Source organism: Bradyrhizobium sp. SZCCHNRI2009, from assembly GCF_032485115.1.
Lineage (GTDB): Bacteria > Pseudomonadota > Alphaproteobacteria > Rhizobiales > Xanthobacteraceae > Bradyrhizobium.
The window spans coordinates 723,657-737,348 of sequence record NZ_JAUEUH010000001.1 but is presented as its reverse complement, the minus strand read 5'-3'; the positions used below and the strand labels follow the sequence as shown (position 1 = coordinate 737,348).

The 13,692-nt window shown below is 66.8% G+C and carries 9 protein-coding genes; 5 read left to right on the top strand and 4 right to left on the bottom strand.

The window, feature by feature from the left end; genetic code table 11:
• Positions 1-11 precede the first annotated feature (11 nt).
• From QX041_RS03330 to QX041_RS03320, 3 genes are all read left to right on the top strand, one after another.
• A complete protein-coding gene (locus tag QX041_RS03330; RefSeq protein WP_316164475.1) occupies positions 12-1,175 on the top strand; it encodes a M20 aminoacylase family protein in 1,164 nt (387 codons plus the stop codon).
• A gap of 64 nt (positions 1,176-1,239) precedes the next feature.
• Positions 1,240-2,661 (top strand): amidase, encoded by a 1,422-nt coding sequence (locus tag QX041_RS03325; protein ID WP_316164474.1) that lies wholly within the window; start codon positions 1,240-1,242, stop codon positions 2,659-2,661.
• 405 nt (positions 2,662-3,066) lie between these two features.
• Complete coding sequence (locus tag QX041_RS03320) at positions 3,067-3,957, top strand: crotonase/enoyl-CoA hydratase family protein (RefSeq protein ID WP_315714716.1); 891 nt, start codon at positions 3,067-3,069, stop codon at positions 3,955-3,957.
• Positions 3,958-4,152: 195 nt separating this feature from the next.
• Here QX041_RS03320 and QX041_RS03315 read toward each other — a convergent pair whose 3' ends face one another.
• The 4 genes from QX041_RS03315 to QX041_RS03300 all read right to left on the bottom strand — a co-directional run bounded on the left by QX041_RS03315 (position 4,153) and on the right by QX041_RS03300 (position 8,795).
• Positions 4,153-6,192, bottom strand: a complete 2,040-nt coding sequence (locus tag QX041_RS03315; RefSeq protein ID WP_316164473.1) for a methyl-accepting chemotaxis protein — start codon at positions 6,190-6,192, stop codon at positions 4,153-4,155.
• Between the two features lie 92 nt (positions 6,193-6,284).
• Positions 6,285-7,262: an NADPH:quinone oxidoreductase family protein gene (locus QX041_RS03310; RefSeq protein ID WP_316164472.1), complete on the bottom strand. Its 978-nt coding sequence runs from the start codon at positions 7,260-7,262 to the stop codon at positions 6,285-6,287.
• Positions 7,262-7,867, bottom strand: a complete 606-nt coding sequence (locus QX041_RS03305) for a 2-hydroxychromene-2-carboxylate isomerase (protein ID WP_315826247.1) — start codon at positions 7,865-7,867, stop codon at positions 7,262-7,264. Before QX041_RS03305 ends, QX041_RS03310 begins: the two co-directional genes overlap by 1 nt.
• 223 nt (positions 7,868-8,090) lie before the next feature.
• Positions 8,091-8,795, bottom strand: a complete 705-nt coding sequence (locus QX041_RS03300) for a glutathione binding-like protein (protein WP_315749420.1) — start codon at positions 8,793-8,795, stop codon at positions 8,091-8,093.
• A gap of 137 nt (positions 8,796-8,932) precedes the next feature.
• Between QX041_RS03300 and QX041_RS03295 the strand changes: the two genes are divergently transcribed.
• Together QX041_RS03295 and QX041_RS03290 are read left to right on the top strand one after the other, a co-directional pair.
• The gene (locus tag QX041_RS03295; RefSeq protein ID WP_315714721.1) at positions 8,933-9,955 is read left to right on the top strand and encodes a methionine synthase; all 1,023 of its coding nucleotides are present in this window, start codon (positions 8,933-8,935) and stop codon (positions 9,953-9,955) included.
• A gap of 502 nt (positions 9,956-10,457) precedes the next feature.
• Positions 10,458-13,664, top strand: a complete 3,207-nt coding sequence (locus QX041_RS03290; RefSeq protein WP_316164471.1) for an autotransporter domain-containing protein — start codon at positions 10,458-10,460, stop codon at positions 13,662-13,664.
• The last annotated feature ends 28 nt before the right edge of the window (positions 13,665-13,692 follow it).

Below are 13,692 nucleotides of genomic sequence, written 5' to 3'. Positions count from 1 at the left end.
GGAAACGCCCCATGCCCACCATCGATCGCATCCAGGCTTACGCCGACGAGCTCACCGCCATCCGCCGCGACCTGCACGCGCATCCGGAGATCGGCTTCGAGGAGACGCGCACCTCCGGCATCGTGGCCGAGAAGCTTGCGCAATGGGGCATCGAGGTGCATCGCGGCCTCGGCGGCACCGGGGTGATCGGCGTGCTGAAGGGCAAGAACGACAGCGGCAGGAAGATCGGCCTGCGCGCCGACATGGATGCGCTGCCGATGGAGGAGAACACGAACCTGCCGTGGCGCTCGACCATCCCCGGCCGTTTCCACGGCTGCGGCCATGACGGCCACACCACGATGCTGCTCGGCACCGCGCGCTATCTCGCCGAGACCCGCAACTTCGACGGCACCGTGCACTTCATCTTCCAGCCGGCGGAGGAAGGCCTCGGCGGCGCACGCGCGATGATCAAGGACGGCCTGTTCCAGAAGTTTCCCTGCGACGAGCTCTACGGCCTGCACAACGCGCCAGACTTGGAGCACGGCGAGATCGCGATCCTGCCCGGTCCGGCAATGGCCGGTGCCGACTTCTTCGACATCCGGATTTCCGGCTACGGCGCTCATGGCGCCATGCCCGAGCGTTCCAAGGATGCGGTGGTGATCGCGACCAGCGTGGCGCAGGCGATCCAGACCATCGTCAGCCGCAATGTCGAGCCGCTGCAGGCCGCGGTCGTCTCGATCACGCAGATCCACGCCGGCTCGGCCTACAACGTCATTCCCGGCGACGCCTGGCTGTGCGGCACCGTGCGCGCGTTCTCGGACCCCGTGCGCGCGTTGGTGCGCGAGCGCATGCGCGCGATCTGCGCCGGCATGGCAGCCGCCTTCAATTGCGAGATCGATGTCGACATCCGCGACACGTTCAGCGTCCTGGTGAACCAGGAGGAGCAGTCGAAGGTGGTCGAAGAAGTCGCGCGCACCGTGGTCGATCCATCCAAGGTGCTGACGCGCTCGACGCCGAAGATGGGCAGCGAGGATTTCGCCGACATGCTGCAGACGATTCCCGGCGCCTATTTCTGGGTCGGCCATGACGGCTCGGTGCCGGTGCACAATCCCGGCTACGTGCTCGACGACAAGATCCTGCCGATCGGCGCCAGCATGTTCGCCCGCATCATCGAGACGCGGCTGCCGGCGGCCTAGCGCGACTGACATACTCAATGAGCGGGCGGCAGATCGAGATGAACTTCGGCGTGGGAGTACCAGCATGCACAAGCCCGTCTCGGATGACGTCACCTCGCTTCATGATCTCTCCGCCGTCGACCTGATCGCCGGCTATCGCGCGCGCCAGTTCTCGCCGTCCGAGGTGATGGACGAGGTCCTGGCGCACGTGGCGGCGTGGGAGCCGCACATCAAGGCGCTGTATCTGCTCGACGCCGACGCCGCGCGGGCCGCGGCCGAGGCGTCGACCGCGCGCTGGGCCAATGACGAGCCGGCCGGCGTGCTCGACGGCGTACCGGCGACGGTGAAGGACAATCTCGCCACCAAGGGCCAGCCGATGCCGCTCGGCGCAGCCAGCGTCACGCGCACGCCGCTCGCCGCCGATGCGCCGCCGGTGGCGCGGCTGCGCGAGGCCGGCGCGATCATCTTCGCCAAGACCACGATGCCCGATTACGGCATGCTGTCGTCCGGCCTGTCGAGCTTCCATCCGCTGACGCGCAATCCATGGGATCTCCGCATGAACCCCGGCGGTTCGAGCGCCGGTGCGGGCGCCGCAGCCGCCGCGGGCTACGGTCCGCTGCATGTCGGCACCGACATCGGCGGCTCGATCCGGCTGCCCGCATCGTGGTGCGGCCTCGTCGGATTGAAGCCGAGCTTCGGCCGCGTGCCGATCGACCCGCCTTATGTCGGCCGCGTCGCCGGTCCGATGACGCGCATCGTCGACGATGCCGCGCTGATGATGAGCGTGCTGTCCAAGCCCGACCGCCGCGACGGCACCAGCCTGCCGCCGTCGGACCTGCACTGGAAGGTCACGGAGAAGCCGGTGCGCAAGCTGCGCATCGGCCTGATGCTCGATCTCGGCGGCGTCGGCCAGCCACTGGAGGAGCCGGTGCGCGCGACGACCCTGGCTGCGGCGAAAGCCTTCGAGGACGCCGGCGCCGTGATCAGCGAGGTCAAGGGCTTCCTGACGCGCGAGATGCTCGACGGTCTCGACAATTTCTGGCGTGCACGGCTGTGGGACGATCTGGCGCGGCTGGCGCCCGAGGTGCGCGCGAAGACCCTGCCCTACATCCTGCGCTGGGCCGAACGCGGCGCCGCGCTCTCCGGCGTCGAAGTCGTCAGAGGCTTCAACGTCACGATGGCGCTACGCGCCGCCGCGGCAAGACTGTTCTGCGACTACGACTACATCATCTCGCCGGTCTCGCCCGGCGTGAAATTCCCCGCCGAGTTCGCCTCGCCGGTCAACGACCCCGAGAGGCCGTTCGAGCACATCACCTACACCGTGCCCTGGAACATGTCGGAGAACCCGGCAATCTCCGTCAATGCCGGCTACGACCCCGACGGCTTCCCGATCGGCCTGCAGATCGTCGGCCGCCGCTTCGATGATGTCGGCGTACTCGGGATGGCCAAGACGTTCGAGGGATTACGCGGCGAGCAGCGGCCATGGCCGATACCGCCGGCCTCCTGATTCGCGTCACGCCACTCCTTCCTCCGTCATTGCGAGCGAAGCGAAGCAAGAGTCCCGCCCACGCTCTGGATTGCTTCGCTTGCGCTCGCAATGACGGGGACAGAGCGTGGGCCACATCGCTGCCGGATCGCGTGCTGGGAGACCAATGAAAAGCGCGGCGCTTTGCCCGCCATGCGGAATGTCGTCACGATTTGACGCGGCCTCTCGCTGAACTATTGTACTCCCTATCGTCGATCCCAGTCGTCGTCATTCCGGGGCGTGCGAAGCACGAGCCCGGAATCCATACTCACGATGGTGGTTATGGATTCCGGGCCTGCGCCCAAGAGGGCGCATCCCGGAATGACGGCGGAGATTGTGGCACGAGCAAACAACTAATAAGCGCCACGACAACATCAGGAAGCGCCAATGGCTTATCAGACCATCCTCTACGACGTCGCCGACAAGATCCTTACCATCACGCTGAACCGCCCGGAAAAGCTCAACGCCTTCACCGGCACCATGATGGAGGAACTGATCGACGCCTTCGATCGCGCCGACAAGGACGACGGCGTCAGGGCGATCATCGTCACCGGATCGGGCCGCGCGTTCTGCGCGGGTGCTGACCTCTCCTCCGGGGCCGACACGTTCGATCGCGATGCCAAGCGCGGACCGGTGAAGCGCCACGCCGATGGCCGCGTCGACTATTCCGATCCGCAGGTGCGCGATGGCGGTGGCCAGGTCACCTTGCGCATCTTCAAGTCGCTGAAGCCGGTCATCGCCGCGGTCAACGGCCCCGCCGTCGGCATCGGCGTCACCATGCAGCTCGCGATGGACATCCGCATCGCCTCTGACGCGGCGCGGTTCGGCTTCGTGTTCTCCCAGCGCGGCATCGTGCCGGAGGCGGCGTCGAGCTGGTTCCTGCCGCGCATCGTCGGCATCTCGCAGGCGCTGGAATGGTGCTACACCGGCCGCGTGTTTCCGGCGCAGGAGGCGCTCGCCGGCCGCCTCGTCAGCAAGGTCGTGCCGCCGGATGATCTGCTGCCCACCGCCCGTGCGCTGGCCCGCGAGATCGCCGACAAGACCGCGCCGGTGTCGATCGCGCTGATCCGCCAGATGATGTGGCGCATGATGGGCGCCGACGATCCGATGGAGGCGCACAAGGTCGACAGCCGCGGCATCTACGCGCGCGGCCGCTCCGACGACGTCAAGGAAGGCGTGGTGTCGTTCCTGGAGAAGCGCCCTGCGCAATTCAAGAACACGGTGACGGCCGATATGCCCGACTATTTCCCGTGGTGGGACGAGCGGGAGTATAAGTAGCGCCACGGCCCCGGGACACCATTTGGCAAAGAACGGCGTCCAGAGCGCCACGCGATAGATGGCGCGGTATGGGTCCTGGCTCAAGGCCGGGACGACGCCGCGTGGGCGGCAACTGCAACGACTCCATCAGCAGCACCAGGATCGCAATCGACCCCGGCAGCCAATCACCGCGCCAATCCCATCGCGTGCGATCGCTCACGCCGCCTTGATGCCGCGAATGAAGTCGTCGACATGGCGGCGCATGCTCTCGGACTGACGCAGCAGCTCCGCCGACGCCCCGAGCACCTGGCTGGCGGTGGCGCCGGATTCGTTTGCGGCGGCCGTGACCTGCTGGATGTTCTGCGAAATTTCGTCGGTCCCCTTGGCTGCGTGCTGGACGTTCCGCGCCATCTCGCGTGTCGCCGCGCCCTGCTCCTCGACGGCATTCGCGATCGACGACGCGATCTCGTTCAGCTCGCCGATGGTCGTGGTGATGCCGCGGATGGCCCGGACGGCCTCGCTCGACACCTCCTGCATTCCGGAGATCTGCGCGCGGATCTCGCCGGTCGCCTTGGCGGTCTGCTCGGCGAGCAGCTTCACCTCGCCGGCGACGACGGCAAAGCCGCGGCCGGCTTCACCCGCCCGCGCGGCCTCGATGGTCGCATTGAGCGCGAGAAGATTGGTCTGGCCGGCAATGTCGCTGATCAGCCGCACGATGTCGCCGATCCGCTCGGCCATGCTGGAAAGGCCCTGCACGGTCTCGTTGGTCCTCTGCCCCTCCGCGGCCGCCTTCTGCGCCATGTCGGCCGACTGCGTCACCTGACCGCCGATGCCCGCGACCGAGCTCGACAGTTGGTCCGTCGCAGCGGCCATCGTCTGCATGTTGCTCGACGCGGCCTCGGTCGCCTGCGCGACGCTGCTCGCTTCACTGCAGGTCCGGCTCGCCGTCCGATTCATCACGGCGGCCGTCGATTCGAGCTGTGCCGAGGCTGAGATCACGCTGTCGATCACGGCCGCGATGTCACCGCTGAAACGGTCGGTCAGTTCGCCGACGCGCTTGGCTTTTTCGGCGCGCTGGCTCATCGCCTCCGCATCCCTGGCAGCGAGCTCGGCACCATGGATCATGTTCTCCTTGAAGACCTGCACTGCCCTCGCCATCAGGCCGACCTCGTCGCGCCGATCGACCGCGTCGATTGCAGTGCTCACATCGCCCTTCGCCAGCCGCGTCATCGTATCGGCAAGCGCGTTGATCGGCCCGGTGATGCTGCGCGCCAGCGCAACGACGATCGCGAGGCTCAGCGCCAAGGCGACCAGCAGCAGCGCGCCGACGGCGGCGAGGCTGGCCGTGGCCGCGGCCTGCTTGCCGGCCATCAGCTCGGACAGCTCGACGGCCAGAGCGTCTTCGACCTGCTTCAGCAGATCGATCCGCAGCGTGGCCGCATCGAACCAGGCCTTGCTCGCGAGCCCTTTGAAATCACCGCTGACGCCGCCCTGCTCCACCACCTTGCGCATGGCAACGACACCCTCGATCGCCGGTCCCGTCATCGCCGCATCGAACGCCGCACGTCCTTTCGCCGAGGCGGCGGCGCGAAAGGCCGCGAAATAGCTGTCCTGCGCCGCAGCCAGCCCTATGGCGCGCGCGTAGGCGGCCTGCTCGAAGCGACCGGCGGCAAGGCCTCCCGCCACGACCGCGCGCTCCAGGCCGGCGCGCTCCTTGCCTTCGGTCAGATTGCCATAGGCAATGATCGCCTTGGAGATATCGTCGTCATCGCTGAGCCTCGATATGCCGCTGATCAGGCTGATCAGCCGGCTGACGATCTCGGTGAGCGAGCTGACCGCTGCCGCCGGCGTGACGGCTTGGGCATCGATGTCGCCGCGGCGGCGATCGAGCTGCGTCAACGCCTGTTCGCTCGCCTGCGCCGCCTCGGCCAGTGCGGCGCTCCGGCGCAGCCCGTCCAGCGCGGCAACCGCGTGCGCGCGCTCGCCATCGGTCAGCTTGCGCTGCTGATCCAGCTCGGCACGCATCTGCGTGCCCTTGCTGCTCAGAAATGCCGACGACATGCCGCGCTCACGCTGCAGCTCATGAACGAAGCGGCTGAGCCTGGCGACGGCGTCCGCCGCCGGCTGCATGCGCGTCATCTCGACACGCACCGCCCATTTCGTGGAAATCTCGTAGGCCGCCAACGCGGCCAGTGTGACGATGGGCAGCAATGCAGACAGGGCTATGCGGTGAAGTATCTTCGACGTCTTCAACATGATCGGCCTCGACCTGTCCGATCACTCTATGAATCCAGTGGTAAAAAAATACACAGCCCCATCCGCCGAATTTTTGGGCAGACGCCTGCCAACTAATCCATCACCAGCGCGACGCGTCCGATGGCCTTGCGCTCGATCAGAAGCCGCATCGCCGATGCGTAGTTGTCGAACGGAACGCGGTGGGAGACGTTGGGCCGCAGCTTGCCCTGCTCCGCGAACGCGAGCAGCGCCGCCATGCGTCGCTCGCCCAGCTCGGGATACTTCCGCACCGCCTCGCCGGCGCGAACGCCGAGCACGCTTGCGCCCTTCATGAGGATCAGATTGGTGCGTGCGAGCCCGATGCCGCCGGTGAAGCCGATCACCAGCAGCCGCGCGCCCCAGGCGATGCAGCGCACGCTGTTCTCGAACACCTCGCCGCCGACGGGATCGAACACGACGTCGACGCCGCGGCCATCGGTGATGTGTTTGACGGCGTCGCGGAACGGCCCGCGTGAATACAGAATGAGATGATCGGCGCCACGCGCGCGTGCCACCGCGAGCTTCTCCTCCGACGACGCCGCCGCGATCACCGTTGCGCCGAGCAGCTTGCCGATCTCGACGGCGGCGAGGCCGACGCCACCGCCGGCGCCGTGCACCAGCAGCGTCTCGCCGGGCTTGAGCTGGCCGCGATCGACCAGGGCGTGATGGGCGGTGCCGTGGCCGGCGAGATAGGTCGCGCCTTCCGCGTAGTCGAAAGTCGACGGCAGCGGCGTGAGCTGGCTCCCTGCCACCACCGCCTCCTCCGCGTAGGCGCCGAAGCGCATGCGGACGATCACCTTGTCGCCGACGGCGCGGCCGGTCACGGCGGCCCCGGTTTCGACGACATCGCCGGCGGCCTCGACGCCGGGCGTGAACGGCAGCTCCGGCTTGAGCTGATACTCGCCGGCCGCCATCAGGATGTCCGGGAAGTTGATCCCGGCAGCGCGGATCTTCACCCGCACCTCGCCGTCACCGAGTGAGCGCGGCGGTAGGGCCTCCAGCCGCAGCGTCTCCGGCGGACCGAGCTCGCGGCAGACGATCGCACGCGGCATCAGGCGCGCCCCTTCGCCCGCGCCAGCGCCTCGCGGATCAGCGGCAGCCGATCATTGCCGAAATACATGTCGGTCACGTCGAGGAAGATGGTCGGCGAGCCGAAGCCGCCGCGCTTGACGACCTCCTCGGTGTTGATGCGCAGCTGGTCCTTGATGCCCTGCTGCGCGATCCCATCGAAGAACGCCTTCGGATCGATGCCGACGCGCCGGCACACCTCGGTCAGCACCGCATCCTGCGAGATGTCCTGGTCCTCGCCCCAATAGATCTCGAACACGGCCCGCGCGAACGGCACCATGTCCTGGCCCAGCCAGATGCAGCCGCGCATCGCCTTGACGCTGTTCACCGGAAACACCGATGGCGGCATCTTGATCTTGAGCCCGGCCGAGCGGGACCAGTCGTCGAGGTCCTTCAGCGTGTAGGCCGCCTTGGCCGGCACCGGCTTCTCGCGCTGCGCATAGACGCTGGGATTGACGGTGTTGAAGATGCCGCCGACCAGGATCGGCCGCCAGACGATGTCGACGCCGAATTCTTGCGCGAGCGGTTGGATGTTGTGGAAGGCGAGATAGGTCCAGGGGCTGGAGCAGTCGAAGAAGAATTCGATCATGTGTGTTTCCTCAAGGTCTCGATAAGTTCGCCTTTGCGCGCGCAAAAATCCGGAGTGTGGTCGTGGCCCTGGATTGCTTCGCTTCGCTCGCAATGACGGAGAGAGTTGGTGCAAACCACTCTTTCCGTCATTGCGAGGAGCGTAGCGACGAAGCAATCCAGGGGCTGCAACATACGGTCTGGATGGCTGATCCCCATGCTCCTCGCGATGCCGCGGAGCTCGCTCACGACCGCCCCGTCATCTCCTTCGCGCGCGCGCCGAACATCACATGACGCGACTGCTCGTTGAACGGCTCCTTGACGAACTTGCCGATCGCCAGCCCCGCCTGCAGCTTGGGCCGCGCGCGCAGGTCCGCGTACCAGCGCTGGATGTCGGGATAGTCGTCGAGCGTGAATCCCTGGGCCTTGTGCGTCATCATCCAGGGAAAGCAGGCGATGTCCGCGATCGAATAGTCGTCGCCGGCGACATAGGCGCCGGTCTTGCCGAGCTGCACGTCGAGCACGTGGAACAGCCTGGCCACCTCGTCGCGGTAGCGCTGGATCGCGTAAGGGATCTTCTCAGCCGCATAGAGCGCGAAATGGCCGTGCTGCCCCATCATCGGTCCCAGTCCGGCCATCTGCCACATCACCCATTGGATGACACGCGAGCGCGCCCGCGTCTCCTGCGGCAGGAAACGGCCGGTCTTGTCGGCGAGATAGATCAGGATGGCACCGGTCTCGAACACCGGGAACGGCGCGCCGCCGTCGGCCGGCGCGTGATCGACGATCGCGGGAATCCGGTTGTTCGGGCTGATCGCCAGGAACTCCGGCTTGAACTGGTCGCCGGCGCGGATGTCGACGGGAATGACGGTATAGGGCAGCCCGAGTTCCTCGAGCATGATCGAGATCTTCCAGCCGTTCGGCGTCGGCGCATAATGGAGATCGATCATCCTTCCACGATTCCTTCCCCGGACCATTATGCCGCGCTGCGGAACACGCGAGGCGGCTTCGTTCTTCTGTACCTGAAGGGTAAGCCATGGCAGACAGGCGCTCAAGCCTGACCGCCTTTATGCTGGAGAGTTCGACCATGCTGTTTCCATCGACCATCGCAGGCTCGCTGCCGAAGCCGGAATGGCTGGCCGAGCCCAACGTGCTGTGGGCTCCGTGGAAGTCGAAGGGCGAGGAGCTGGCGCGTGCCAAGCGCGATGCGACGATCCTGGCGCTGAAGCTGCAGGAGGATTCCGGCATCGACATCCTCACCGAGGGCGAGCAGTCGCGCCAGCATTTCGTGCACGGTTTCCTGGAACGTGTCGAGGGCATCGACTTCGCCCACAAGGTCGAGATGGGCATCCGCAAGGACCGCTACAAGGCGATGGTACCGCAGGTGGTGGCGCCGCTGTCGCTGAAGGGCCGCGTCCATGGCGACGAGGCGCGGATCGCGCGCACGCACACCACGCGCGCGCTGAAGTTCACGCTGCCCGGACCGATGACCATCATCGACACCATCGCCGACAATTACTACGGCGACCGTGTGAAGATGGCGTTCGCCTTCGCCGAGCTGCTGAACCAGGAGGCCAAGGCGCTGCACGACGACGGCATCGACATGATCCAGTTCGACGAGCCCGCCTTCAACGTCTACATGGACGAGGTGCGCGACTGGGGCATCAAGGCGTTGGAGCGCGCCGCCGAAGGGCTGACCTGCCCGACTGCCGTGCACATCTGCTACGGCTACGGCATCAAGGCCAACACCGACTGGAAGGAGACGCTGGGCGGCGAGTGGCGGCAGTATGAGGAGACCTTCCCGGTCATCGACGCCAGCACCATCCAGCAGGTCGCCGTCGAATGCCGCAATTCGAAGGTGCCGATCGAGCTGCTCGGCCTGCTCAAGAACAAGATCGTGCAGGCCGGCGTCATCGACGTCGCCAGCGACGCGATCGAGACCGCCGAGGACGTCTGCAAGACCCTCGAGGACGTCATGAAGGTGGTGCCGAAGGAGAACATCATCGCCACCACCAATTGCGGCATGGCGCCGATGCGGCGCGAGATCGCCGAGGCCAAGCTGATGGCGCTCGGCACCGGCGCAAAGCTGGCACGGCAAAGGTTTGCCTGACTCAGATGTCAGGTCAGACCCGAGGCAAGGGCGTCGACGGCTCGCCGCCCCCCGAGGCATCGCGCTCGGGGCCCTGGCTCAATCGCGATCGCGCCGGGAGGCGACACGCACACGGGCCTGGAATCAAAGTAAGAGCGCATCCGAGGTGAGCACGGCCTCACCACGCGCGATTCGTCGCAACAGCACGGCCGCGCCTTTGCTGCCCCTGCACGACCGCCGCGATGGCCACGTCAGCCTTTCATATGCACTGCTCTGTGTTTTGCGGCAGATCGCAGCGATCATCGATCACGGTCGCCGGATGCGGAAAATCTATCCTTGGTAGCAAAATACCAGACGCACAACATTCCCGACGCTGTGTGTCTTTGCTGCGCTTGACAGTATGTGTCCTAACATTTCATTTCTTGGCCACAAGTGTGGCGTGAATTTTTTGCTGCTTAATCCAGTTCGTATCTGACCTCCGCTTTCATTATTGGGGAATGCAATGGCTTGCCTTGCGAGAACGATGTTTGCTGCGCCGAAGTCGCGGCGCTGGCTGACCCTCTCGGTTCTTCTTGCGGGCACCATGTTGAGCACCCAGGCCCTGGCGATCGATGTCGCCAACCAGACCGACTGGAATACGGCGGTGGCAGCGGTCGCGGCCGCCGGCGCCAACTCGACCGTCACCATCAACATCACCAGCGGCTTCACGCTGTCGAGCTCGCTTGCGCAACTGCAGGCCGCCAACAGCAACGTCACGGTGAACATCACCGGCAACGGCCAGACGATCAACGGCGCCTCCTCGTTTCAGGGCATCGTCGTCAACGGTGCCAACGCGCCGACCGTGAACATCTCCAGCCTGGCGATCACCAACACGGCCGCGATCGGCGGCAACGGCCAGAACGGCCAGAACGGCTATTATAGCGGCGGTCTGGCCTATGGCTCCGGCGGCGGCGGCGGTGGCGGTCTCGGTGCCGGCGGCGGCCTGCTGGTCGGCAGCGGCGCCAACGTCACGATCGCCGCGGTGACCTTCACCAGCAACAGCGCCACCGGTGGCGCCGGCGGCAATGGCGGCAGCGCACAGAATGCGGCGGCCGACCCGGTGAATGGCGGCAACGGCGGCGCGGGCGGTGCCGCGAACAACGGCGGTGCCAGCGGCGGCGGCGGCGCGGGCGGCACCGGCGGACATACCGGCACGCAAGGCACGGCCGGCACCGCGGGCGCCGCGCTCGGCGACGGCGGCGGTGGCGGCGGCGGCTCAGGCACCACCAACAGCAACACCTACACCAACAACAATCCGGGCGGCACCGGCAACGCCAATGGCGGCAACGGCGGCACCGGCGGCGACGGCGCGACGAATGCCAGCGGCGCGGGCGGGCCTGGGCCCGGCTCCGACGGCGGCGCCGGCGGCAATGGCGGCGCAGCCAATGGCGGCGCCATCTATGTCGCCACCGGCGGCACGCTGACGATTCTCGACTCGCCGATTTCGGGCAACACCGTCACCGGTGGCGCCGCCGGCACCCCCGGCATCGGCATCGGGCCAAGCGCCATCAACGGGTTTTCGGCAGCGGCCGGTGCAGCGCAGGGCGCCGGCATCTTCCTGAGCGGCGTGACGGCCAATATCAGCGTGTCCGGCGGCACCGTGACCTACGGCGACTCCATCGGCGGCACCGGACTGACGACCGGCGGCGTCAACACGGCGATCAACAAGACCGGCATCGGCACGTTGGTGCTGTCGGCGACCAATACGTTCACCGGCAACGTCAACATCAGCGCCGGCACGCTCTCGGTCGGCGCCACCGCCAATCTCGGCAACGTCGCCAACGACGTGATCATTTCCAACGGCGGCACATTGGCGGTCACCGGCACGACGACGTTCGCCAACGGCCGCGACTTCAAGATTGCCGGGCTGTCGACGATCGACATAGCCAGCGCGACCACGACCACGTTGCAAGGCATCGTCGGCAACGGCGCTTCCGCCGGCACCCTGGTGAAGGCGGGCGGCGGCATCCTGCTGCTCTCGGGCACCAACACCTACACCGGCGCGACCAATGTCGACGCAGGTACGCTGCGCGCGGGCTCGGCCGGCGCGTTCGGCGCCAGCACGGTGTTCAGCGTGCTGTCCGGCGCCACGCTGGATCTCAACGGCTTCAACAAGACGTTCGGCACGCTGAGCGGAGATGGCACCGTCACCGGCGCCAACGCGACGATCTCAGGTTCGTTCGCGCCGGGCAACGGCACCCCGGCGTCCTCCATGGCTATCGTCGGCAACCTCGCGTTCCAGTCGGGCGCGCAATACCTGGTGCAGGTGAATCCGAGCACGGCGTCGTTCGCCACCGTCACCGGCACTGCGACGCTCGGGGGCGCCGCCGTCACCGCGACCTTCGCAAACGGCAGCTACATCTCCAAGCAATACACCATTCTCACCGCCACCGGCGGCGTCAGCGGCACCTTCGGCGGCGTCACCAACACCAACCTGCCGGCGGGCTTCAGCGCGACGTTGAGCTACGACGCCAACAACGCCTTCCTCAATCTGACGATGAGCTCGTCGGGGAACATCAACCAGCAGAACGTCAGCAACGCGCTCAGCAACTACTTCAACACGAACGGCAGCATTCCCGTCGTCTTCACCGGGCTGACGCCAGCGGGGCTGACGCAGATCTCGGGCGAGACCGCGACCGGCTCGCAGCAGACGACGTTCAATGCGATGACGCAATTCATGGGCGTCATGACCGATCCGTTCATCGGCGGCCGCGGCGACCAGGGCTCTGCGCCCAGCGGCGCGATCGGCTACGCGGAGGAGACGCTTGCTTTTGCGTCCAAGCGCAATCCGAACGATGCGCTGGCCGCGATCTACACCAAGGCGCCGGCCGCGCCCGTGGTCAGGCCGGGCTGGAGCGTGTGGGCAGCCGGCTTCGGCGGCTCGCAGACCACTGATGGCAACACCGCGCTCGGGTCCAACAATACCACCAGCAACATCTACGGCACGGCCGTCGGCGCCGACTACCGCTTCTCGCCGTCCACGATCGCCGGGTTCTCGATGGCCGGCGGCGGCACCACGTTCAGCGTCGCCAATGGCGGCAGCGGCCGGTCCGACCTGTTCCAGGCCGGCGCCTTCGTCCGGCACACGGTCGGCCCGGCCTATATCTCCGCGGCATTGGCCTATGGCTGGCAGAACATCACCACCAACCGCACCGTGACCGTGGCCGGCGTTGACCAGCTGCGCGCCAACTTCGACGCCAACACCTTTGCCGGCCGGGTCGAGGGCGGCTATCGCTTCGTGTCGCCCTGGATGGGGTTCGGGATCACGCCCTACGCCGCGGCGCAGTTCACGACGTTCAGCCTGCCGGGCTATGCGGAGAATGCGGTCTCCGGCGCCAATACCTTCGCGCTGCGCTTTGGATCGCAGAACGTCACCGATACGCGGTCGGAGCTGGGCCTGCGCACCGACAAGGCCTATGCGCTGGCTGACGGCGTTTTCACGCTGCGCAGCCGCTTCGCCTGGGCCTATGACTTCAACCCCAGCCGGTCGGCCGGGGCCACGTTCCAGACCCTTCCGGGCGCATCCTTCGTCGTCAACGGCGCGCGGCAGGCGCAGAATTCAGCGCTGACCACGGTCTCCGCTGAAATGAAGTGGCGGAATGGCTGGTCGGCCGCCGCGAGCTTCGAGGGCGAGTTCTCGGATGTGACCCGCAGCTACGCCGGCAAGGGCATCGTGCGCTACACGTGGTGACGCGCGGAGCTCCGCGCGGCACATCCGC